The 22,707-nt window shown below is 65.9% G+C and carries 24 protein-coding genes and 1 pseudogene; 11 read left to right on the forward strand and 14 right to left on the reverse strand.

Annotation, left to right across the window (positions count from 1 at the left end; all coding sequences use genetic code 11):
- Positions 1–29 precede the first annotated feature (29 nt).
- From ACFYOW_RS02490 to ACFYOW_RS02535, 10 genes are read right to left on the reverse strand one after another with little or no spacing between them, the layout of a single operon-like run.
- Positions 30–320 (reverse strand): gas vesicle protein K, encoded by a 291-nt coding sequence (locus ACFYOW_RS02490; protein WP_387283783.1) that lies wholly within the window; start codon positions 318–320, stop codon positions 30–32.
- The gene (locus ACFYOW_RS02495; protein WP_387283785.1) at positions 313–549 is read right to left on the reverse strand and encodes a gas vesicle protein; all 237 of its coding nucleotides are present in this window, start codon (positions 547–549) and stop codon (positions 313–315) included. Before ACFYOW_RS02495 ends, ACFYOW_RS02490 begins: the two co-directional genes overlap by 8 nt.
- Positions 546–1,340 (reverse strand): GvpL/GvpF family gas vesicle protein, encoded by a 795-nt coding sequence (locus ACFYOW_RS02500; RefSeq protein WP_387283787.1) that lies wholly within the window; start codon positions 1,338–1,340, stop codon positions 546–548. The genes ACFYOW_RS02495 and ACFYOW_RS02500 overlap by 4 nt, the downstream gene beginning before the upstream one ends.
- A complete protein-coding gene (gene gvpJ / locus ACFYOW_RS02505; RefSeq protein WP_387283789.1) occupies positions 1,333–1,725 on the reverse strand; it encodes a gas vesicle protein GvpJ in 393 nt (130 codons plus the stop codon). Before gvpJ (ACFYOW_RS02505) ends, ACFYOW_RS02500 begins: the two co-directional genes overlap by 8 nt.
- A gap of 2 nt (positions 1,726–1,727) precedes the next feature.
- Positions 1,728–2,048, reverse strand: coding sequence for a gas vesicle protein (locus ACFYOW_RS02510; protein WP_387285980.1), 321 nt, complete (start codon positions 2,046–2,048; stop codon positions 1,728–1,730).
- A 14-nt stretch (positions 2,049–2,062) separates the two neighbouring features.
- A complete protein-coding gene (locus tag ACFYOW_RS02515) occupies positions 2,063–2,320 on the reverse strand; it encodes a gas vesicle protein GvpG (protein WP_387283791.1) in 258 nt (85 codons plus the stop codon).
- A 2-nt stretch (positions 2,321–2,322) separates the two neighbouring features.
- Positions 2,323–3,081, reverse strand: a complete 759-nt coding sequence (locus ACFYOW_RS02520; protein WP_387283793.1) for a GvpL/GvpF family gas vesicle protein — start codon at positions 3,079–3,081, stop codon at positions 2,323–2,325.
- The gene (gene gvpJ / locus ACFYOW_RS02525) at positions 3,081–3,485 is read right to left on the reverse strand and encodes a gas vesicle protein GvpJ (protein ID WP_327099535.1); all 405 of its coding nucleotides are present in this window, start codon (positions 3,483–3,485) and stop codon (positions 3,081–3,083) included. Before gvpJ (ACFYOW_RS02525) ends, ACFYOW_RS02520 begins: the two co-directional genes overlap by 1 nt.
- Positions 3,482–4,672 carry an SRPBCC family protein gene (locus ACFYOW_RS02530; protein ID WP_387283794.1) on the reverse strand — a complete coding sequence of 397 codons (1,191 nt, stop codon included), beginning with the start codon at positions 4,670–4,672 and terminating at the stop codon, positions 3,482–3,484. Before ACFYOW_RS02530 ends, gvpJ (ACFYOW_RS02525) begins: the two co-directional genes overlap by 4 nt.
- Positions 4,673–4,677: 5 nt before the next feature.
- A complete protein-coding gene (locus ACFYOW_RS02535) occupies positions 4,678–5,343 on the reverse strand; it encodes a hypothetical protein (RefSeq protein WP_387283796.1) in 666 nt (221 codons plus the stop codon).
- A 700-nt stretch (positions 5,344–6,043) separates the two neighbouring features.
- On the opposite strand from ACFYOW_RS02535, the gene ACFYOW_RS02540 reads away from it, so the two are divergent.
- The 6 genes and pseudogenes from ACFYOW_RS02540 to ACFYOW_RS02565 all read left to right on the forward strand — a co-directional run.
- A complete protein-coding gene (locus ACFYOW_RS02540; protein WP_387283798.1) occupies positions 6,044–7,243 on the forward strand; it encodes a PucR family transcriptional regulator in 1,200 nt (399 codons plus the stop codon).
- Between the two features lie 155 nt (positions 7,244–7,398).
- Positions 7,399–8,853, forward strand: coding sequence for a dihydrolipoyl dehydrogenase (lpdA, locus tag ACFYOW_RS02545; protein ID WP_387283800.1), 1,455 nt, complete (start codon positions 7,399–7,401; stop codon positions 8,851–8,853).
- A gap of 9 nt (positions 8,854–8,862) precedes the next feature.
- Positions 8,863–9,930 carry a pyruvate dehydrogenase (acetyl-transferring) E1 component subunit alpha gene (gene pdhA / locus ACFYOW_RS02550; RefSeq protein WP_387283801.1) on the forward strand — a complete coding sequence of 356 codons (1,068 nt, stop codon included), beginning with the start codon at positions 8,863–8,865 and terminating at the stop codon, positions 9,928–9,930.
- 41 nt (positions 9,931–9,971) lie between these two features.
- On the forward strand, positions 9,972–10,955 hold the full coding sequence (locus ACFYOW_RS02555) for an alpha-ketoacid dehydrogenase subunit beta (protein WP_387283803.1): 984 nt from the start codon (positions 9,972–9,974) through the stop codon (positions 10,953–10,955).
- An 11-nt stretch (positions 10,956–10,966) separates the two neighbouring features.
- A complete protein-coding gene (locus ACFYOW_RS02560) occupies positions 10,967–12,241 on the forward strand; it encodes a dihydrolipoamide acetyltransferase family protein (protein ID WP_387283805.1) in 1,275 nt (424 codons plus the stop codon).
- Between the two features lie 35 nt (positions 12,242–12,276).
- A pseudogene (locus ACFYOW_RS02565) lies at positions 12,277–12,667 on the forward strand (bile acid:sodium symporter family protein); the annotation flags it as partial.
- Positions 12,668–12,704: 37 nt separating this feature from the next.
- On the opposite strand, the gene ACFYOW_RS02570 reads toward ACFYOW_RS02565, so the two are convergent.
- The 3 genes from ACFYOW_RS02570 to ACFYOW_RS02580 form a co-directional block, all read right to left on the reverse strand.
- The gene (locus tag ACFYOW_RS02570; protein WP_387283806.1) at positions 12,705–13,097 is read right to left on the reverse strand and encodes a MarR family winged helix-turn-helix transcriptional regulator; all 393 of its coding nucleotides are present in this window, start codon (positions 13,095–13,097) and stop codon (positions 12,705–12,707) included.
- Positions 13,098–13,141: 44 nt separating this feature from the next.
- Positions 13,142–13,597 (reverse strand): hypothetical protein, encoded by a 456-nt coding sequence (locus ACFYOW_RS02575; RefSeq protein WP_387283808.1) that lies wholly within the window; start codon positions 13,595–13,597, stop codon positions 13,142–13,144.
- A gap of 509 nt (positions 13,598–14,106) precedes the next feature.
- Entirely contained in the window at positions 14,107–14,271 is a 165-nt protein-coding gene (locus tag ACFYOW_RS02580; RefSeq protein WP_387283810.1) for a hypothetical protein, read from the reverse strand.
- On the opposite strand from ACFYOW_RS02580, the gene ACFYOW_RS02585 reads away from it, so the two are divergent.
- The 4 genes from ACFYOW_RS02585 (at position 14,270) to ACFYOW_RS02600 (ending at position 19,847) form a co-directional block, all read left to right on the forward strand.
- Positions 14,270–14,413 carry a hypothetical protein gene (locus tag ACFYOW_RS02585; RefSeq protein WP_387283811.1) on the forward strand — a complete coding sequence of 48 codons (144 nt, stop codon included), beginning with the start codon at positions 14,270–14,272 and terminating at the stop codon, positions 14,411–14,413. The genes ACFYOW_RS02580 and ACFYOW_RS02585 overlap by 2 nt on opposite strands.
- Positions 14,414–14,887: 474 nt before the next feature.
- Positions 14,888–16,312, forward strand: coding sequence for a CHAD domain-containing protein (locus ACFYOW_RS02590; RefSeq protein WP_387283812.1), 1,425 nt, complete (start codon positions 14,888–14,890; stop codon positions 16,310–16,312).
- Positions 16,313–16,641: 329 nt separating this feature from the next.
- Positions 16,642–18,897, forward strand: coding sequence for a serine/threonine-protein kinase (locus ACFYOW_RS02595; RefSeq protein ID WP_387283814.1), 2,256 nt, complete (start codon positions 16,642–16,644; stop codon positions 18,895–18,897).
- Positions 18,898–18,944: 47 nt separating this feature from the next.
- Positions 18,945–19,847 carry a class I SAM-dependent methyltransferase gene (locus ACFYOW_RS02600; protein ID WP_387283816.1) on the forward strand — a complete coding sequence of 301 codons (903 nt, stop codon included), beginning with the start codon at positions 18,945–18,947 and terminating at the stop codon, positions 19,845–19,847.
- 21 nt (positions 19,848–19,868) lie between these two features.
- Here the strand turns inward: ACFYOW_RS02600 and ACFYOW_RS02605 are convergent, their stop codons facing one another.
- Positions 19,869–22,034, reverse strand: a complete 2,166-nt coding sequence (locus tag ACFYOW_RS02605; RefSeq protein WP_387283818.1) for an acyltransferase family protein — start codon at positions 22,032–22,034, stop codon at positions 19,869–19,871.
- 225 nt (positions 22,035–22,259) lie between these two features.
- Here ACFYOW_RS02605 and ACFYOW_RS02610 point away from each other — a divergent pair, with 225 nt between their 5' ends.
- Positions 22,260–22,670, forward strand: a complete 411-nt coding sequence (locus ACFYOW_RS02610) for a hypothetical protein (RefSeq protein WP_387283820.1) — start codon at positions 22,260–22,262, stop codon at positions 22,668–22,670.
- Positions 22,671–22,707: the final 37 nt, after the last annotated feature.

A 22,707-nucleotide genomic window follows, 5' to 3' on the forward strand; every position in this document is an offset into this window, starting at 1 on the left:
GTGTCGCCGAGGATTATTGCATCACGCTGCTAGTCGGGAAGAAGCTTTCCCAAGGGACCCAGGTCGATGTTGAGATCTTCTGGGGTGAGGCCGAAATGGTCGCGCAGTTCCTCCATGCGTTGTTCGAGCAGCATCAGGGTGGTGCCGATGCGTTCGATCTGGGTCTCGGTCAGCTCGCCTTCGTCCACGCGCCGCAGGGCCTGCCGTTCCATCAGCTGCCGCAGCAATTCCACCAGTGTGAGCACGAGCGTGACGAGCCCGCGCTCGACGGATTCGGGGTTGGTATCGATACGCGGTGCAATGCCACCGATTTCAGTCATCGCGGGGCGGTTCCAGTTCAGGGTGCGCCGCCGCGGATTCGACCGAGAAGGCCGACAGCGTACTGACGGATGACACGAGGGCTCGCAACGAGATCGCGACCAGGTCTACGTCCGCGATGGCCAGCCTGATGTCGCCGGTGATGATGACCCCGTCGGCCAGCACTCGGTCCAACAGATCGACGAGCGCGACCCGGCGCTCGCCGTCGACGCTCTGGTCGGCGGGTCTCATATCGGCTCCTGGTCCACACCGGCGAACGAATACGGCGGCCACGGACCGGTGATTTCGAGCCGGACGCCGGGCAATTCCTTACCGAGTTCGTCCACGATCGCTGCGAAATCATCGGCGTGGTCGTCATCGACCAGATAGGTGCCATTGAGCACCATCCAGTCACGGCGTCCGCTCAGCGCCGGATCCGTCGCCGCTTGCCGACGTCCCGCGACGGAGTGTCGAACCAAGTTCGCATGGATCTCCTCAGCCCGTTGTGCCGCGTCGCGCTCCACAGTTGCCTGTGCGGACAGTTCCGCGCGGCGACGGGCCAGATAAGCTGTGCCCCTGCCCTTTTCGGCCCCCATGCCCGCGGCCCTGGCATCGGCCACGGCGGCGGTAAGGGCGGCGCGGTCGGTGTAGGCCTTCACTCCCCACTCGGTGCGGCCGGTCACCAGGGTCAGCGCTGCGGTGAAGTCCGCACGCCTCGCGTCGAGCAACTCGCGCACGCGGTCGTCATCGAGAAAGACCGTGGCCAGGCGGAGCGGGACGGTCGGGCCGCGGCGCACCAATGCCGACACGACGGCATCGTGCGCCCGTGCCGTCGCCGCGAGCCAGTCCAGATCCTCCAAGTTCCGGCGTAGGGCCTGCTCCCCGAATACTGCGAGGGGCACCGATCCGACGAACGCCGCCAGCGCATCCGAGACCAACGTGCGTACCGGCTCGCCCGCGACGCCGGTGATCGAGTCCAGCCCCGCCGCGGCGTCGGTGGCGCGAGTCACCGCGTACAGCCAGACGCCGACCCCGTCAGTCACGCTCCCTCGATTCCTCGGGTTCGCGGCGGCGTTCGATGGATTGGCGGCGCTTGCCTGCGGCCTCGAGTTCGGCGATTCGGTCGCGCAGTTCCCGGTTCTCTAGTTCGAGGTCGTGATCCTGCCGCTCGAGCGTGCGGGCTTTGCTGTTGAGCCAGGGGTCGGTCTCCCACCAGTCGATGCCGACCGCCTTGGCTGTCTCCAAGGACGCGATGACCAGTCGCAGCTTGATCGTGAGCAGTTCGATGTCGAGCAGATTCACCTGGATGTCGCCCGCGATCACCAAACCCTTGTCGAGCACCCGTTCGAGGATGTCGGCGAGATTCGTCGACTGATATCCACCTCCGTACGGCTGCGGTACGGACGACTCGCCTCCGACCACCGTCATCGTCAGTCTCTTCCGCCGATATCGGTGCTGCCGCGGTTGTAGCGCCTGGTTCTGCGGTAGGCCAGCAGGTTTCCGTCCATATCGAGCTCGAGCTCGTAGAGCGCCAGCATGTCCGACGATGCGGGGATACGGCGATCCTCGAGCACCTCCATCTCGACCAGCCATCCGTCCTCGATCGGCTCCATGGAGGTGACTCCCTCCACGTGCTTCGAGGTAAGTTCCACGAGGATCTCGATTGCCGCGGCCGAGGCCTGCGCCGCGGTGATGGGAGGCGGTTCGTCCGACACCGAGTCGACATCCTCGGGGTTTTCGGGAGTGGTCATGCGTGCCACGCGAGTCACTCCTTCCGGTTGGGCGCCGCCGTGCCGCCTGGCGGCCGGAGTCTGCGATCGAGGACGGCCCGCTGCGCTTGTTTCCGCTCTTCTTCGGACAGGCGACCGGCTGTCGCGGCCGCATCGATCTCCTCGAGTTCGCGTCGCATTGTTGCGGGATCCTGTAGCTGCTGCTCAACCTGGTCCTGGATCAGTTCGCCCAGCCAGATCACGCCGCGCACCGGAGCGAGGGGCAACGACAGGATCGATGACAGCAGACCCATGGTCAGCTCTCGGGTGCCTGCTTCATCACGAAGTCATAGGCCGCCATGGGTCCGAGCAGAGTCAGTTCGACGCGGTCGTCCCAGTCCGCGGCGAGCCGGCGCAACACATCCTCCAGATCGCCTTGCCGACTGCTGTCGAGCAGAACCGCGACGTGGACCGCGTCCTCCTCATGGGTGGGCTGGCGCTGGTTGACGAGCGGATCGAAATCCTCGAGTTCGGAAATCACCCTGCGGGTGTCCTCGGCGCGTTTGGCTTCGATCGCCTGATTGATCATTTCGCCCAGTGCGATTCGGGCATCGCGGGTGGCGTCTTCGGGTTTGTCGTGGATCTCTTCGCGTAGCCGGGCGACTTCGGCGTTTTCGTCGAGGAGTTCACGCAGTACGGCATTCTCGACGTAGCGCCCCTTGATCACGAACTGCGCACGACCCTCGAGTTCCTCCAGCGCGGCGCGGAACTCGTCCTCGTGTTCGCCGAGCAACTCGTTCTCCACCGCCTCTTCATCGGTCATCACCGCTCCGAAGCGCAGCGGCAGCACCGGAACCACGGCCGCCGACTCGTCCAGCAGCTTGGCGTGCGCGGCAAGGTCATCGGGCTCGCCGAGCGGGTGATCGGTGGCGATGTCACTGACCAACGCGGCGATCTCGCCGTGCCGCACCACCGCGACATCGCTCGGGGGGTCGCCGATACCACTGGCATGCGGCTGCGGCTCCACATCGGCGGGCACGATGCCGTAGACGTATACGGCGTGGGCGGTAGCCATCATTCCTCCCTGCGCCGTGAAGACCGGGGTGCTGTTTGGCGCTTGTCCTCGACGTCGTCGAGGAAGCTTTTGACTTTCTCGCCCGCCGCCTCGAGCGCACCCTTCGTCTTGTGCTTGCTCGCGCCTTCGGTGACGTCGCCGACGATATCGGTCAAGCCCTTGGGTTCACTGGTGGAAATTTCGAGCCGGTTGACGGCCTCGGCGAAGCGCAGATACGTGTCGACGCTGGCCACCACGACTCGGGCGTCGACGGTCACCAGTTCGATGCCGACCAACGACACGCGCGCGAACGCGTCGATAACCAGTCCTTTGTCCAGAATCGTGTCCACCACGTCGGCAAGGCTGGAGGAATTCGGGCGCGCCATCGTGCCGGTTCCGCCACCGCCTGCGGGTTCGATGGTCATGTTCGTGTTCTCCTCTCGCTCGACCGGCGGGCCGCCGTGGTGCGGCGCTGCGAACCCGATCGACGGCGGGGCGGCGGGGACGCGGTCTGCTCGTCCTTGTCTTGCTCGTCCTCGTCTTGCTCGGCTTCGTCGTACTCGTCGGACTCCTCTTTGCGTTCCTCTTCGTCTCGATTTTCGTCGTCCGCAGTTTCGGCCTCGGCGTCTCGATCTTCCTCGTCCGCAGTTTCGGCCTCGGCGTTCTCCTGTTCCTCGCGCCGTGCGGTCTCGTCGTCCTTGACGACCTTGCTGTCGTGGATCTCGCCGTGCCAGCCCACGATGTCGTCGGGGTGCAGCACAGCCTCGGTCATGACGTGCCGCTCGAATTGCTTCAGTTCCAGGCGGCATCGGCGACCGGCCGCGCGCCACAGATTGGCTGTCTTCTCGAAGACGCCGTTGGGTTGGTACTCGAGCACTACGAGGATGCGGGTGAGATCCGGTGTGATCTCATGGAAGCTCACCGCGCCGTCGATGTAGCCCTTGGCACCTGAGGAACGCCAGACGATCCGCTCAAAGGGCACCTGTTCGAGGATCGTGGATTTCCAAGTCCGCCTGGACCAGAACACCTTGCCGGTCCAGGTGAGTTTCTCGTCGGACTCCTGCTCGACCTGCTCGATCTTCTTGGTGAACTTCGGAAAGTCCGCGAACTGGGTCCACTGGTCGTAGGCGAGGTCGATCGGAACGCCGAGATCGAGTTGCTCGACGATATTGGTCGGTTTGCGCTTCTTGCCGCCACCCTTGCCCTTGCCCCCGGTCACGGACTCCTTGACCGATTCGAAGTTGTCGCGGACGGAGTGCTTCAGCTTCTCCATGCCCGCACTCATCGTCGCTCGCAGCGGCGAGGCGCCTTGGCTGAGTTTTTCCACTCCCGTTATCGCCGAAAGTAGATTTCCCCCACCGTCTTCAGCGTATTGATTCAGCCGGTCGGCGGCATTCGATACCTTCCCCGAGAGCCCGGAAGCCGCGCGTTCGGCCAGGGTCGCGGTGAGATTCTGCACCGATTGCTGCAGCGGGCCGGTCGGGACCGCTTTTTGGGTCTTCCTCTGAATGGTCGATCCGGCCCCAGTCGCGGCTTTTGTGGCCCGGCCCGCAGAGGCGGCGGCCTTCTTGCCGACTCCGGTCGTCGCATCACGCAGTGTCTTGGCCGCCATCGGCCTCATCTCCTCGTGCGTCGCACCGGCGCTTCGTCGGCTTCATCGGTATCGACGCGACTACGGCGTCGGCGGGCCGAGGGTGCCTTAGGCTCGACGGACCTGGGCGCACGGTCCGCGGTCCGGGAGCCCGTCCTACGCGTGGCTGTACGCGTCCGGCGTGCCCGCGGCCGCGCGCTGGTCCGCTCGGAGTCCTCGTCGTACTCGTCTCGGGTTCGGTCGGAGTCGTCCTCGTCGTACTCGTCCTCGTCGCCTTCGTCCTCGGCCGGTTCTTCCTCAGCGGATTCTTCTTCGGCCAACTCGTCCTCGGGCCGCTCGTCCTCGTCCTCGTCCGAAACCGGCTCCTGCGACTCGGCTCGGTCCTCCTCCGCGTCGGGTATCGCACGCTGCTGCAACCGGGCGTTGAGCGCGTCGATGCGGTTGCTGGCAGCGGTGACTGCGGCGGAGCGCACAGCGCCCACCAACTCACCCTTGACGGTATCGGTGATCTGGGTCAGCTCCTGCGACGATTTGAGCAACGACGTCCCGCGCTCGAGCAGTTCCGCAGGCATTCCCGTCGACCGCCTCGACATCGCCGCCCCTGCCAGCGCCAACGCGAATCGCATCTTTCGCGTGCGCCCCAGCACGTAACCGATGCCCACCCCCATGGCAATTCTTGCTCCACCTTTCACAGCTCACTCCTTGCTCGCCTCGACACCCAAACGCATCAGCGAAGCCCGGACGTCCGAAACACAACGCCCCAGAGTGGGATAGATCGGGACGCAGAATATTTGGCAAACTTCAGCGTATTCCTGGTTACCGAATAGGTCCATGGGTGCGGCCAGCGAAAAGCGGTCGAGATGGATGTCAGTGCCGCCCGAAACCGTGAGACCGTCGATGGTGGACCAGTGTTGTTCCGGTTGGTTCGCTTCTGCTAACGACGCTGGATCAACCAGGCCTGACAGATGCCGTGGAAACCCGGACCACGACCTGCGCAAGGTCCAGGCACATCCAGGTCGAAGCCGTCACGGCCGGGCTGCGGACTTCCGACGAAGTCACCGTCTCGACCCGTCGCCGATCAAGCTCGGCCTGTATCACTCCGGGCCAGCCGCATGATCCGCGATGCCGTCGCGGCTGTTACCGCACTCGCGTCGACTCCGCCCATGACCGGCGACGAGTGGTACCGAAACTCGCCGACAACGGTCGAGACCTGCTCGCCGTCTCCCGCGACTGGCAACGGCGATGCTTCGATCAACTCACCGCGTCCCGGCACGAACGCGACCGCCGCCTACCTGCAACGCCTCGCCGACGGTACAACCACCTGCCCCTCGAAATCTCTTGGGACGGTGTCGCATATCGACGTCGCAACGGCACTGAGTAGCGTCGACTGGTATGGCTACACCCCAGCATCCGGTCGCCACGGCGGGTACACGGAAGTTGGCCGCGGCCTGCCGGGCGGAGATTCCAGTGCTGACCCGGCGGTTGCTGTCGGCGATTTTCACCGATAACCCGGAGTGGACGGATTACACCTCGGTGCCGCGCAAGGAGTTGCGGGAAGGGTGCCGGCAATATCTGACCCGGATATTGGATCTGCTGGGCGGGGCGGCGACCGATCCCGAACACGATGATGTGGCCGCGGCGATCGGCAGGCATCGCGCTGCGCAAGCGGTGCCGTTGGAGGCGATGTTGCGCACGTTCCGCCTCGGCGGCGGGATCGTGTGGGAGGCGTTGCTGGACAAGGCCGAGGCGATCGACGCGCGGGAGGTCCGCGAGGCGGGTACCGCGATGTGGACGGTTATCGATGGGTTGTCCTCGGCATTGGTCACGTCGTATCGCAATGCCGAACTCGAACAGGTGCGCCACGACGAACGCCGCAGGCATGCGCTGATCGAGGATCTGCTCGCCGGGCGTGCGCACGATGCGACCTTCGCCGCACGGGTGGCGCGCGAGCTGAACTTGCCCGCCCAGGGGGCCTATCTGGTGGTCGCGGTCCGTGGTGGCGAGGGACGGCCGCTGCGAGCGGGCACCGAAACCGCATTGGGCGCATTGGGGATTCGGTCGGTATGGCATGACCGCGTGGATGCCACGATCGGGCTGGTGTCGCTGGCCCGTCACGACAGCGCTAGCGTGCTGGCTCATCTTCGCCCCCAGATACGTGGACTGGCCGGCGCCTCCCCCGCTGTCGCGGGACTCGCGGATGTCGATACCGCGCACGCGCTCGCTCTCGTCGCGATGCAGACAATGCCCTGGGACGCAACAGGATTGGTCGCCTTGGACGAGCGCTATCCGGAAGCGCTGCTGGTCCGCTCGCCCGATCTGACCGAACTGCTGGTCACCCGGACCCTCGGCCCGGTGCTGGCCCTCCCGGTCAAAGAGCGTGACTCGCTGCTGCACACCCTTGCGGTGTGGCTCGCGGAGAACTGCTCGGCCGCCAATGCCGCGCCGCGTCTGCATTGCCACCGCAATACCGTGATCAACCGGTTGCAGCGCGTCTCGACCCTGCTCGGTCGTCCGCTCGACGGACAACGCTCCTATCTGGAGCTCTCGCTCGCGCTCGCAGCGCTCCGACTCGGCGAATCAGAGTGCCGGTAGGCAGGCGTGGAATTGGGCTCAGCGCCCATTTTCGAGACCGATTTCCTGGGCTTCGGAGTGATTGTCTGTGCGCTGGGTGGTGACCAGACTCGTCGATGATGACTCGCGCCATACCCGTGCCGAGTCGAAATCGTTCGAGACGAGGAGCACCACGAGTGCCGGACTTCGATCTTTTGGTGGTCGGTGGCGGCCCCGGCGGCTATGTGTCCGCCATCCGCGCGGCCCAGCACGGCTTGACGGTCGCCCTGGTGGAGAAGGAACGGCCAGGCGGGGTCTGCCTGAACTGGGGCTGCATTCCGACCAAGGCCATGCTGCGATCCGCGGAGGTTTTCCAGACCGTCAGCGCCGCAGCGGATTTCGGTGTCTACGCCGACAATGCGCGCTTCGACTTCGCCGCTGTGCGCCAGCGCAAGGACGGCATCGTCACCGAACTCACCGACGGTGTCGCGGGTTTGCTGGCGGCAAACGGCGTGACGGTCATCGAGGGCCATGCCCGGTTCATCGGTCCCACCACCGTCGAGGTGCACGAGGTGGGTCCCTCCCCTGTCGGTCCGCAGGGCCCGCGCTACGCCGCCGCCCCGACCACGCCGATCCGGCAGGTCAGTGCGCACGACGTGATCATCGCGACCGGCTCGGTGCCCGCTCGTCTGCCGATTCCCGGCGCGGACCTGCCCGGCGTGATCACCTCCGACGGCGCATTCGGGTTGACCGAGGTGCCGAAGCGGCTGGTGATCATCGGCGGCAGCGCGGTCGGCGCCGAATGGGCCAGCCTGTTCGCCACTTTCGGCGCCGAGGTCACGATCGTCGAAATGCAGGACCGCCTCGTTCCCGCGGAGGACACCGATATCGGGACCGCGCTGGGCCGCTCCTTCAGCAAGCGCGGCATTTCGGTGCTCACCGGGTCGACGGTGAAAGCCATTGCACAAGAGTCGAATCAGGCCCTGCGTGTGACTGTCGACGGCCCGCAGGCGCGCGAGCTCGATGCCGACGTGGTGCTGGTCGGTGTCGGTCGGCGTCCCAACACCGCCGACCTCGGCTTGGACATTGCCGCAATCGCCACCGACGACCGCGGATTCATCACCGTCGACGAGCAGTTGCGTACCGGTACCGCACACGTCTACGCCATCGGCGACGTCACCGGTCGGGCGCTGCTCGCCCACGTCGCCTCCCATCAAGGCCTCACCGCCGCCGACGTGATCGCCGGACATCAGGCGCATATCGATTACACGGTGATCCCCGCGGCCACCTTCACTCATCCGGAGATCGCCAGCGTCGGACTCACCGAGGCCGCCGCCCGCGCTGCCGGGCACGAGGTGATCACCGCGCGCTTCCCGTTCGCGGCCCTGGGGCGAGCCAAAACCTTCGGCGAGACCGAGGGATTCGTGAAACTCGTTGCCGGGCAACAGCATCAGGAAGTCCTCGGTGTGCACATCATCGGGCCCTCGGCCAGCGACCTGATCACCGAAGGCGCGCTGGCGATTTCGCTCGAGGCGACGCTCGACGAGCTGGCAGGCACCATCCACGCCCACCCGACCCTCGGCGAGATCGGCATGGAGGCGGCGCTGGCCGGACTCGGGCTGCCCGTACACATCGCGCCACGCAAACGCTGAGGAGCCACCGTGACCACGACCACCGCACCCCGTAAGACCACGTCGAAGGCCGCGGCGCGCAAGCCGTTCGCCGGTACCGATCCCGACACCCTGCGTGGCTACTTCCGCGACATGCTGTTCGTGCGCCGCTTCGAAGAGCGCACCGCGCAGGGCTATACCCAGGCCAAGATCGGCGGCTACTGCCATCTCAACCTCGGCGAGGAAGCCACCGTCGTCGGACTCGCCGCGGCGATGCGCCCGACCGACTACCTGTTCACCAACTATCGCGAACACGGCTACGCGATCGCCAAAGGCATCGAACCCGGCCGGGTAATGGCCGAGCTGTACGGCCGATCCACCGGCACCTCCAAGGGGTGGGGCGGCTCGATGCACATGTTCGACACCGCGACCCGACTGCTCGGCGGATACGGCATCGTTGGCGGGCAATTGCCATTGGCCGTCGGCGCAGCACTGGCGATCGACTACCGGGGCGGCGACGATGTGGTGGTCTGCCAAATGGGTGATGGCACAACCAATATCGGGGCATTCCACGAATCGCTGAATATCGCGGCACTGTGGCGGCTGCCCGTGGTGTTCCTGGTGATCAACAACCAGACCGGCATGGGCACTACCGTCGAACAGTCCTCTGCCGAACCCGACCTCTACAAGCGAGCCGGCGCATACCGGATGCGCGGCGAACGAGTCGATGGGACCGATGTACTCGCCGTGCGGGATATCGCCACCGAACTGATCGAAGCCGCTCGCCGGGAGGGCAAACCAGCCCTGCTGGAAGCCGTCAGCCACCGGCTCAAGGGACATTCGGTGGTCGACCCGGCGAAATACCGTAGCGCCGAAGCGGTTTCGACCGCACGCGAATCCGATCCGGTCGCCCAGCTACAGCGCGAGCTGATCGCCGCCGGTTTCCTCGACGAGGACACCGTCGCCGCCATCGAAGCCGAGGTGCGCGAGGGCGTCGACGCCGCCGTGGCCTTCGCCGACGCCAGTCCACACCCCGAGCCGACGAGCCTGTTCGACTACACCTACGCCACCCCGGTGGCCGGTGAATCCCGAAGGCTGCCAGCCGATCCGCTGTTCTGAAAACACTTCCCGCAACCGCTGAGGACACCACCGTGCCTGTCATGACCTATCGCGAAGCGCTGCGCGAAACCCTGCGCGAGGAGATGCGTCGCGATGACGACGTCCTGCTCATCGGAGAAGAGATCGGCATCTTCGAAGGCTCCTACAAGATCACCGCCGGACTGCTCGCCGAATTCGGCGAGAAACGAGTGCGCGATACCCCGATCGCCGAAGAGGGATTCGTCGGCGCGGCCATCGGCGCCGCGATGCTCGGTCTGCGCCCGGTCGTGGAACTCATGACGATCAACTTCTCGCTGCTGGCACTGGACCAGATCGTCAACCACGCCGCCAAGATCTACGGCATGTTCGGTGGACAGACCAGCGTGCCGATGGTCATCCGCACTCCCGGTGGCGGCGGCCAGCAACTGGGCGCCACCCACTCGCAGAACATCGAGCTGTACTACGCGTTCGTGCCCGGCCTGAAGGTCGTCGCCCCCAGCACTCCGGCCGACGCTCGGGCACTGCTGCGCGCCGCGATCGAGGACGACGACCCGGTGCTGTTCCTGGAGAACCTCGCCCTCTACAACACCAAAGGCGAAGTGCCCGAGGATCTTCCGTCCGCCGCGATCGGCAAGGCAGCGATAACGCGTCCAGGGACCGATATCACCCTCATCGGCTACTCGCGCATGGCGACGATCGCCACCCAGGTCGCCGAACGCCTGGCCACCGAAGGGATCTCGGCCGAGGTCATCGACCTGCGCAGCCTGCGCCCCCTGGACCGCGACACCATTGTCAGCTCGGTACGCAAGACCGGGTGCGCCGTGGTCGCCGAAGACGACTGGCTCACCTACGGCATCGGCGCGGAAATCGCCGCCTCCATCTCCGACGGCGCCTTCGACTACCTCGACGCACCAGTCCGGCGAGTCGCCGCCGCGGAAGTGCCGCTGCCCTACGCCAAAACTCTCGAACAGATCGCGCTGCCGTCCGCCGAATCCCTTTACACCGCCGCCGCGGAAACACTCGCGGCCGTCGGCCGACGCCGCTGAGAGGACTTCACATGCCCGACATCATCATGCCCCGCCTGTCCGACACCATGGAGGAAGGCGTCGTCGTCGCCTGGCTCAAGCAGGTCGGCGACAAGGTCAGCCGCGGCGATATCCTCGCCGAAATCGAAACCGACAAAGCGCTGATGGAACTCGAAGCCTACGAGGACGGCATTCTCGAACAGATTCTGTTCGAGCCGGGCTCGCGGGTCCCGATCGGCAACACGATCGCGCTGATCGGCGACGGAACCGGGTCCGCGGCGGGCGGCTCTGCCGGACCCAACGCCGCTGCTGCCGAAAGTGGTGCGGCATCGAGTGATACGACGAAGGACCAGCCGGCCGCTCCGCCGGGAAGCGTTGGTACACAGAATACTCCGATCGACGCATCGGGAACTGTTCCCACGGCTACGGAGGCGGGAACTCACAAGAAGTCCTCACCACTGGCCCGCAAGATCGCCCGCGAACTCGACATCGACCTCGCCACCGTAACCGGCACCGGCCCCGGCGGACGGGTCACTCGCAATGATGTCGAATCCGCTTACCGCACTATCGAATCCACTCCTGCCGCACCGCCGGTAGCATCGGTGACCGCCGCGGGCGACTACGACGAGATCCCGCTCAGCACCATCCAGCAGGTCTCGGCCAAACGCCTCACCGAAAGCAAACAGCAAGCCCCGCACATCTACTTGACCAGCGCAATCGACGTCACCGACCTGCTGGCCTTCCGCGCCGAGATCAATCGCACCCTCGAGCAAGCGGGCAAGGCCAAGGTCAGCGTCAACGACCTACTCGTCAAAGCGGTCGCCACCGCACTGCGCACCGACCCGGCCGTCAACGTCTCCATCGCCGACGACAAACTCCTGCGGCACCGCGGAATTCACCTCGGCATCGCCGTCGCCACCCCCGCAGGGCTACTCGTTCCCGTCGTCCGCGACGCCGACCGCAAGAGCGTCTCCGAAATCGCCACCGAAACCCGCGACAAAGCCGAACGCGCCCGCGACCGCAAACTGCGCGCCGACGAAATGAGCGGCGGCACCTTCACCATCTCCAACCTCGGCATGTTCGGCATCGAACAATTCACCGCCGTCATCAACCCGCCGGAATCCGCCATCCTCGCCGTCGGCGCGGCCAAAGACGAACTACGCCTGGACAACTCCCAGGTGGTCACCCGCAGCATCCTGCGCGTCACCCTCTCCGCCGACCACCGCGCGATCGATGGCGCAACCGCGGCACGGTTCCTCCAACAGTTGACCGAACTCCTGGAACATCCCTTGCGCATCATCACCTGACCGGTCCTTCTCGCTGAACGGAAGGACCAGACCACCGCGCCGCGCGCCAACCCAGGACTGTCGCTATCGCGCTGGTGTGTCAGCTGCTCGTGCTGCCGGCAATCGCGTTCGGTCTGGTCCTGCTCTTCGATCTACCGCCCCGCCCTCGCCGTCGGCATGCTGCTGCTCGCGTCATCGCCGGGCGGTACCATGGCCAACCTGCTCAGTCACCTGTTCGGCGGCGACGTCGCACTCAATGTGTCCCTCACGGCCGTCAATTCGATCATCGCGGTGGTTACCGCACCCCTGATCACGAACTTCGCGATCGACTATTTCGAACCCGAAGCCGGTGCGAGCGGACTGGGCCTGCAGTTCGGCAAGGTGATCCAAGTGTTCGCGATGATCCTGATCCCGGCCGCGGGCGCTGTCGGCTGGCTCATCACCCGGCGACACGCCGCGGTGCGCACCGAAGAGGGGGACGGTCTCAGTCGCCGAATTCGGCATTGAGGCGGTGCAGGAGTTCGGCGAGTGTGGCCAGGTCGGATTCGGGCCAGCTCGACAGTCGTTCGTGCAGCACTCGGCGGCGGGCGGTGCGGGTCGCGTCCAGCCGCTGTTTACCGAGTGTGGTCAGCGCGAGCAGTTGGGCGCGACCGTCGTCCGGATCGGGTTGCCGGTCGATCAGTCCGAGTTCCTCGAGTGCCGAAAGCTGGCGTCCGGTAGTGGCTTTTCCGATGCGGAAGTAGCTGGCCAGGTCGCTGGGACGGCTGGGGCCGATGGCGTCGAGCCGCATCAGGAAGGCGTAGGCGGCGGGTTCGAGACCGGGATGGACGCGTTCCGCGGACTCGAACGAGGTTCTGCGGCTGCGTCGCAGCGCCACAAGGAGCTCCGATCTGCATGCGGGCCAGTCGAGGGCAGGACGAGCTAAGACAGGAGACGTCCGGCCGCGTCGACGACGGGCGTTTCAGCTGCGGTACGTCGGGGGAAGTTGTCCGCACCGTGCAACCAGGGTTTGGTTGTGCTCAAGAAGATCGAGGTGTTGAGGACCATCAGCAGCAGGCACAACGGCGGAACCGCACCCATGATTGCTTTGGCGGCCAGCGAAAGCTCGCCGGGATCGGTTGCGTTGAACGCGTTTCCGAGGACGCCGGCGGCGACACCACTCAGCAGGAGAACCCCGAAGTACAGTCGGATGATTCCGGTCCGATACGGCAACGTTCCGACCATCACATAGCAGTAGGCGATCTGAAAGACCGTGAGGCCCACCACGATCGGCCACAGCCACGCGATGGCCGACGGCGTTCCGGCCAACCGTGCCAGATGGTGTGCGAACGCGAAGGATGCGACCGCCGCCACCGCAATCAGGACCGAGGCGGACACGACAGCGACTCTGTTGACCGAGAGCCGCTCAGTCCATGGGTTCATCCGTTCCTCCGAGTTGAGAAGACTTGAGAATGGCTGGAATTCGTCGCCGCGGACATCGAAGAGCAACATCCCGGCGAAGACGGCGGCGACCGATGAGGCTTGTTGCCGCCGCGGTCCCCATGTTGAATCGAGCGATATCAGCTGGGGCAGTGGGCAATCCAGGTTCGCGAACGGCGGGCGCAGATCGCACCGAGCGTCGCGCCTTTCTGCCTGGCTCTGGGTGTGGTGCCGTCGAGCCAGTCGCGTGCCCAGTCGGACGTGCCTGCGCGCGGCGGACGCGTCTGCTTACCTGTGCTCGGCCGATAGCTGCGCGCGTCGGATTTTCAATGCGTCTACCGCCGTGCGGATCTGGCGTAGTTCGGCGGTTTCGGCAACACGAGCGACGATCGCACTGGTCACGACGGGCCCCTTCGGGTCTTGTCTCTCCTCGGGACAGCTTGGGCTCGCACAGTATGCCCTCGCCATCACACCGACACGCGGAATACCGACATTCTTCGGCTACCGGACTGATCACGATCCATGCCGTAGGTTGCGGGCTGGTGCCGAATCAGCTGCCCCGCAGCGGGTTTCGGCGGCTGAGCGGAAGTCGTCGCCGCGACGCCCGTCGACTCCGGTAATGAATGAGTCATGACTGCTCCTCCGATGAAGTCCGGCACCGCGGGGCGCACTCTCGCCCCGCGAGCCAGGATCGCACCCGCACTCCGCCGACTCACCGAATTCGCAACCGATGTTTTTCCGGTTTGCACGCTGAAGGTCAACTGCCGCAACTAATTTCGTCGACCAGTGAAGTCGAATCACCCGCGACGCCGCCCAGTCCCATCGCGATATCACCCCGACCTTCACCGGCGATCGGTGTTCGACGCAGGCCCGGGCACGGCACCCCGCGATGGTGGTCGCCACACGAGAGTTGTCCGAAAGCGACAGGTTCCGGTCGAGGACAGTGGCCGCGATCGCCGACCGGGCAGGCGTGCCGGCGGAGAGTGGCAGTCGGTACAAGGGCGGCGCCGGCCGAGGCCGTGTTCGACTTCGTGATCGCAGGCGATGACGAACCGGTAATGGTCTACGAGCAGCCCGAGCAGAAGGCGATGCTCACCGACCCGATGTGCGCCGCAAGATCGAGATCTTCATCCACGGTCCGTCGCTGCGGGTAAGGGCTGTTGAGCCCGGCCGAATACGCGACGAGATCGAGCTCGATGCGGGCGACGCCGACTGTTTCAGGTGAGGTAGGCCGGGAACGCCCAATTTATGGAGGAAGTACTGGAACGTGAAAGCAAATGGGAGGTCGACGGGGTCTTTTCTCTTCCGGCATTGGACAACCTCGTCTCCGACAGTCGTATCGAGAAGACGTCGGTCGAATTGACCAGCACCTATTTCGATACCTCCGAGCGAGATCTGCTCGCTCACAATCTCACCCTGCGCCGCCGGGAAGGTGCCGACGAATCCGGTTGGCAGTTGAAAGTCCCCCATCCGAGCGGTCGCACCGAATTGCATGCTCCGCTCTCGGAGGAACTGCCGCCCGAGTTCGTCGAGCTGGTCACCGGCGCGGCGCTTGGCAAACCACTGCACGCGATCACCACGATTCACACGCTGCGCAATCGCCACCGCGTACTCGGGCCGGACGGCGAATTGATAGTCGAAGTCGACGACGACATCGTCGATACGACACCGCCTGACGGAAGTTCCGTCGCCTGGCACGAGATCGAGGTGGAACTCGGCCCGCGGATCGACGCTGTACCCGAGGCACTGGTCGACAGTCTCGCCGAGGCGGGCGCACGCAGGTCGGAGTTTCCCTCCAAGCTGTCCCACGTGCTGCCCGCGCAGCCCAGGCCGGTCACCGACACTGCGGCGGAGCGCGCCATCTATGAATACATGACCGCGCAGATCGACTTGATCTTCGCCGGTGACGTCGCTTTGCGCCGCGGCCAGGAACCGATCCACGACACCCGCGTCGCGACGCGACGCCTGCGCAGCACCCTGCGCGTGTTCAAAAAGCTGTTCGACCGCTCCGCCATCGGTGCTGTCGAAGACGAATTGAAGTGGTATGCAGGGTTACTCGGCGATGTGCGCGACTGCCACGTGCAACATCGCCGTCTGGCCGACCAAGTGCACAAACTGCCGCCCGAACTCGTCCTCGGCCCGGTCGCCGCGCGCATCGACGCGACGATTCTGTCCCGGCAGGTGCCCAGCCGCAACGCACTCACTGAGGCCATGGACTCGACTCGCTACCTGGAATTGCTGGCGACCCTGCATGCCTGGCAATCGCACCCGCCGTTCGACAGGCGACTTCGCAGACGTGAACCCGTGAAACGAGCTCGCAAGGCCGCACGCAAAGCCGATCGCCGGCTCGCGACCGCCCTGCACGACCATCGACACGCGTCATTGCACCGCGCCCGCAAGGCCGCCAAACGAGCCCGCTACGCCGCCGAACTACTCGAGCCCGTGGGAAAGCGCAAGCAAGCGAAGTCGAACATCAAGTACTACAAGAAGATTCAAAGAGTGCTCGGCGACTACAACGACGGCATCGTATCGTCACGATTCCTGTGGCGCACCGCGACAACCGCAGGCACCGCAGCGGGCGAGAACGGATTCACCTTCGGCCTGCTGTACGCAAACGAAATACACGCCGCCGACGATGCCCGGCGTAAGGCCGCCAATATCGCCACGAGGTAACTGTGCGGTCAAGAAGTCTCTGGCCGGCTCACGTTGGGTCTGCGGCGCATCATCGCCGACCATCAGCGGCGTGCGATCCACTCCGCATGCGCACCGACACCGGGCACCACCTGCTCACCCTTCCGACAATGCCCAGCGTATCGCCAACAAAGGCGAACGGTCCGCCGGTTCCCATCGCGAGTTCCGAGGCCCGGTTCACCAAACGAGGTCGGGGGTGGACAAATGGGCACAAGGGCGAAAGGCTGTTGGTGAAGTGCCAGCTACTCGCCGGAGGGATCCGATACCCCTCGGTGCGGAACCCAGGCTAGACCACTTCGAAGCGAGCGACGATGGATCACAACCTCGGAGCGAGCACACCCGGCGCCGGTGTCGCCCGCGCGACGGCAACGCAGACCGCGTTGACGACCCTGGTTGCCCAGTTCGCCGGGGACTGGAAAGCATCGAGCGAACCGCCCGATCTGTCGGCCCACCTGCCCGTCGAGCCCGCGCTGCGGCGGACCACGTTGATCGAGCTGATCAAGGTAGATCTGCACGAACGGTGGCAGCGCAGCGACGACGCGCTGCGCCTTGCCGACTATCGCGAACGGTTTCCGGAATTGGGCACTGCCCCGTTGCCGCCGGATCTCATCTACGAGGAGATCAGTGCCCGCAGCTGTCGCAACGACGTCGACCTCACCGAGTACGAGCACGACTATCCGGCCCAAATGGCCTGCATCACCGAGACTTCCGATGTCGGCGGCCTGCGCAGCACGCTGCTGGCCGACCCCGGGGCACTCGATGCCCTCGAGGCCATCGGTACGGGCGCCGCCGTCGACGATTTCGATCTGCTGCTGCCGCTGGGCCGCGGCGCCTTCGCGCGCGTATTCCTGGCTCGGCAGCGATCGCTGAGCCGGCTGGTGGCTGTGAAGATCTCCCGCGACCGCGGCACCGAACCGCAGACGCTGGCCCAGCTCGACCACGATTACATCGTCCGCGTCTTCGATCAGCGTCAGCTCGCCGAACAGCATCTGAAGCTGATGTACATGCAGTACGTGCCTGGCGGCACCCTGCTGGGTGTGCTGCGGCAGCTGCACAGCACCCCACCGGTCCGACGCAGCGGCAAGCTGCTGCTGCAGGCCATCGACGCCGCCACCACGAGCGCGGGCGTGCTCGAGCCGCAGCACTCGCCCGCGCGCGCGGAACTGGAACAGCTCACCTGGCCGGAGACCGTAGCCTGGTTGGGCGCCCGGCTGGCCACCGCGCTCGATTACGCCAATCACCATGGTGTGCTGCACCGCGACATCAAACCCGCGAATGTGCTGCTGACCGCCGACGGCCAGCCCAAACTGGCCGACTTCAACATCAGTTTCAGCCGCCACCTGCCCGGTGCGAACCCCGTCGCCTACTTCGGCGGCTCCCTGGCCTACATGTCCCCCGAACAGCTCGAGGCCTGCCACCCCACCCTGGCCACCACTGCCGCCGATCTCGATACCCGCAGCGACCTCTACTCGCTGGCTGTGGTCCTGTGGGAACTGCTCACCGGACGGCGACCGTTCGACGACGAGTTCGGAGCGGGCGAATCGGAGCAATCGTTGCAGGCGATGATCGATCGACGCCGCCGGCTCGTCGATGCGACCCTGGAGGCCGACCTGCCCCCGGACTGCCCGGCCCTACTCCGGCACGCACTGCTCACCTGCCTTGCGCCCGACCCTGCCGACCGTTATCCCGGCGGCGCCGAACTGGCCCAGCAGCTGGAATTGAGCCAGGACCGGGCCGCCCGCGATCTGGTCGACCCGCCGGCACACAGCCTGCGGGCACGGCTGCGCATGCGGCCGATCCCGGTGGTGATTCCGGCAAGCATGTTCGGCCAGGTCGCGGCCGGACTGTACCTCTCGGCGCACAACGTCCGGCTGATCCAACTCCAACTGGGCTCCGAGGCTGCCGGGCGGCTGACCCACCTGGGGTACGTGGTGATCGCGATCTCCTATCCGGTCGCCATCGCCGGCCTGCTGTATTGGTGCCGCAACGTCTTCCTGGTGCCCGACGGCCTGCGCCGGGGCAAGCAATTCGACGAGGCCACCCTCGCCCGGGCGCGCGCCGACACCCTGGCCTGCGGCGACCGGATCGCGGCGGTCGCGTTTATCGGATGGATCCTGGCCATGGGCATCTTCGCGGTGAAGTTGCTGTCGCTGGGGCCGATACCGGCCGGGCTGCTGGCGAATCTGATTGCCTCTAGCCTCGTCGCGGCCGCGGTGGCGGTCGTGTACACGTACTTTCCGGCCACGTTTTTCGTCTTGCGCTGGTACTATCCGGGTTTGGTCGCCGCCGGTCACATCTCCCCCGACGACGCCCCCAGGCTGCATCGGCTGATCCGGCGCAGCCGCGTGTATCTCGGTGTGGCAGCATCGGTTCCGCTGATCGGCGTGTCGTTGGGGCTGATATTCCTGACTCCGCATCAGCAGCACACAGTGATCGGCTCGATAGTAGCCCTCTGTATCGGTGGGCTCATCGCGTTCGCCGTCGCCCTGCGCACCTTCTATGCCCTGCAATCGGATCTGGCGGCCCTCGAGCGCATCGTGAACCCGCATTACCGTACCCACACCTGACCGCTGAACGACCTGCCATTGATCGCTGACACCATGGGGTGATATTTATGCGAACGGACGGAGACAGCTGGGACATCGTGACGAGCGTGGGTCTGACTGCCTTGGGCGTCGCCACGTTTCGCGCACTCGAAACGCTCGATCCCGAGCCGATGATCCACGACGAGTTTGCGGCGTGGTTCGTCGAGGCCGCGGGTGAACCGCACTTTCTGCAGACACTGGAGGAACCGGCGTCGGCGGGCGCGGGCGGATTGTTCGGGCGGTTCATGGGAGTTCGGACAAGATTCTTCGACGAGTTCTTCGCCGCGGCGTGGCAGCAGGGTGTGCGCCAGGCGGTGATCCTGGCATCCGGTCTGGATGCGCGGTCCTATCGGCTGGATTGGCCCGCGGGCATGGTCGTCTACGAGATCGATCAGCCCCGTGTGCTGGAGTTCAAGGACCGGGTGCTCGCTGAGCACGGTGCTGTGGCCACGGCCGATCGGCGCGCCCTGGCGGTCGATCTGCGCGACGACTGGCCCGCCGCACTGACTACTGCCGGCTTCGATCCGGGGCGTCCGGCGGCGTGGTCGGCCGAGGGCCTGTTGCCGTTCCTGCCGGGTTCGGCGCACGACGCATTGTTCGAACGCATCGACGCCCTGTCCGAACCCGGCAGCTGCGTCGCCGCCGACGACTTCGGCCGCGGCATGGACCAGCGCCACTTCGACATGGAGGAAAAGTTCTTCGGCCCCAACCCATTCGGCAACTTGAACGTGCACGACCTGTGGTACGACGACGCCCGCGCCGAGCCCGGGGACTGGCTGTCTCGGCACGACTGGTCGGTCCACCGCGTCAGCCCCTTCGATCTGGCCGCCACCTACGGCCGCCCGATCACCGACTTGCCCACCGACCTGCCTGCCGAACTGCTCGACCGGCTGCAGCAGGCGGCCTACATATCCGCCGAGAAGCACCGGTGATCCCGGACCTGCGTGGCCGACTCAGCCGTCGGCGAGTGCACGGTCGGCGAGTGCGGCGATGACCGGTCCGAGTGTTCTGGCGTAACTGACGGTGAGGTGGTTGTCGTCGCGGTACACCAGGTTGTCACCGATGATGAGTGGGCAGCTGGCGGCAGTACAGAACAGCGAGGTCAGATCGGCGTACTGGCCGCCGCCGGTGGTAGCTGCCGCCTGCTCAGCGGTTATACCCGCGTCGTCGACCGCTTCCGGCCGCGCCGGCGTGCATGCCGCGGCATTGTCGATATGTTCGGACAGGCACGAAGGCACAGTGGTGTGCGGATCGGGGATCGCCCCGAGCACGAGGACCGCCGCCCCGGTCGCTCGCAGCTGGCCGACCAGGCGGTTCAGGCTGTCGATCCAGGCCTGGTCGTAAGAGACGAAGCCGAAGTCGGCGCCGTAGCGCCGGGACATGCTCACCACGATCAAGCGGGGGCGTTCGGCCTGCAACCTAGCCAAGATCTGACCGCGCCACTGCTCGCATTCGGTGTACTCCCGTCCCAGGTAAGGGCTGGTGATGGGCAAGCCGAGCAACGGACAGGTGACCTTGGCCATGGTTTCCAGCCGCCAGTGCCGCTGCGCGGCGATCGACTCGAACGCCGGATGCCACATCGCGGCGTGTGAATCGCCGACCAGGGCCACTGTCGTGGCCGAGTCCGGATCGCCGGAGGCGCACTCGGCCTGTCCCACGTCACGCCACGATCGCACGCAGCCGTCGACGAACACGCCCGCCTTGTCGCCGGGCGCGTCGGCCAGCGAGGGGGTGAGATTCGAAGGGACAGCACGGATTTCGGCCGAGGCGGCGACTGCGGCCTGCGTCTGCGCGGTCAGCTGCCGGACCGTCGCGTCGTGCGCGTCCGCGCTGGAGGGGGCCGGTGCGGCCGGTGTGGCGAGCGTGAGAGCCGCGGCCGCTGCGCCGCGGCCGACCGGGACGGGAGTGAGCACCAGCAGCATCAGTGCGACACCACCGGCGACCGCGGTGATCGCGCCACCACAGGCGAGGCTGCGTGCGGCCGACCCGCGCAACGCGGCCGCGAAGCGAACCGGGTTCTCGACCAGCCACAACGTGAGCATGGCGAGTCCGCCTGCCATGATAACCGCGCCCATAGAGCCACCTCGTCCGAGTTGATGACCGAGCACGCACGGCGCCAGCAGTAATACCGGCCAGTGCCACAGGTACCACGAGTACGACACGCGGCCGATCGCCCGCATTACCGGCACCGCCAGTCTGCGGCCAACCCCGAATCGTGTTTCCACACAACCCGATACGATCACCAGGGCGGTACCGAGAACGGGCAGCAGGGCCGCAGTGCCCGGATATGGTGTCTTCCCGTTCAGCTGGGTGCACGCCGCGACGATCAGGGTCAGACCGATCCATCCGGCGGGGGCGGCGACCGATTTCGGCAACCGGGACCACGCACCGGCCGACAGCGCGATCATGCCGCCTGCGCCCAGCTCCCATGCCCGCGTCGGCAGCGAGAAGAACGCCCACGGTGGCAGCGTGTGGGTCCAGGTCAGCGAGATCGCGAAGGATAGCGCGGCGACAACCGCAAGAACGACCAGGTACGGGAACACAGCGGCCGATCCGATTGCGCGCCGCCGCGCGAACCACGCCGTGCCGGCGATCAGTGCGGGCCACAACAGATAGAACTGCTCCTCCACACCGAGCGACCAGTAGTGCTGAAACGGCGACGGAAGCGTATCGGTGGCAAGGTAGTCGGTGCCGTGCAGTGCCAGCCGATAATTCCCGGCGTACAAGGCGCTGGCGATTCCGTCGCCGAGGACTTGGCGAGCCTGCAGCGGCGGGAGCAGTACCGCCGCGCCGATCGCCGTGGCAACCACCACCACACCAGCCGCGGGCAGCAGGCGGCGGGCCCGCGCGCCGTAGAACCGGAGCAGCCCGACAGTATCGGCGCAAGCCGCTTCCCGCCAAAGGATTCCGGTGACGAGGAATCCGGAAATGACGAAAAAGACGTCGACACCGATGAATCCGCCCCCGACCCCGGGCGTGTTCGCGTGAAAAAGCACGACGGCAAGCACGGCGACTGCTCGTAACCCCTCGATGTCGGGCCGAAATCTCCCGTGCGGTGTCGCTTCGAGCGCCTGATCAATCCGCCGATCTATCAAACCGCCGCTCGCCGCCACCGTCATGCGCGGCATTGTTATCGGTATCGCTGGCTAAGTCACGGCAACTCACCGCGCGCCAAGCGCCCGACCTCGATCTTTCGGCACCACAGGCAGATCGAGTTCGGTATCGGGATCTCACTGTGCGCCGAGCGCGCGGCCGTCTGCGACGCTACTGTGGTCCAGCCCACAATCAAGGCCGACTACCGCGCGGGGGAAGCGCGGTCCATTCCGGGAAGGCGCAAGGCAGCTATGTCGCGAACGATCCTCTACCCATCCGACGAGTTGATCCGCACCGTGACCGCCACCTTGCTCGGAGCCAACGAGCAGTCGGACTCGAGTCCCCTCTTTTTCGGCCTCACCCTGGCGGGTCCGGATCAGATCGGCGTTCTCACGCTGCCGACATCCGCTGATCCGCCGTTCCAGGATTTGGCGACGCTGGTCTTCTCGCGGGCGCCCCGTAAGACGCTGTGGGGGTTCGGATTCCACGCGGAAGCGGCCCTGATGCGGACCGCCGACGCACGGGGCAATCTCTGGTCGGCGTCGCGGGAGCGCCCCGGCGCCGATGTCGTGGAAATATTCCGGTCGGCCGATCACGGTGTGCCGGACGATCCGATCGATCGAGAGCTGTGGGTCGCCGCACTGGCTCTCGCAGCGCTCTGAGCAAACGGTGAGCGCCCTGCCCCGGATGCAACCCATG

The organism is Nocardia sp. NPDC006982, from assembly GCF_042869435.1.
Classification (GTDB): Bacteria; Actinomycetota; Actinomycetes; order Mycobacteriales; family Mycobacteriaceae; genus Nocardia.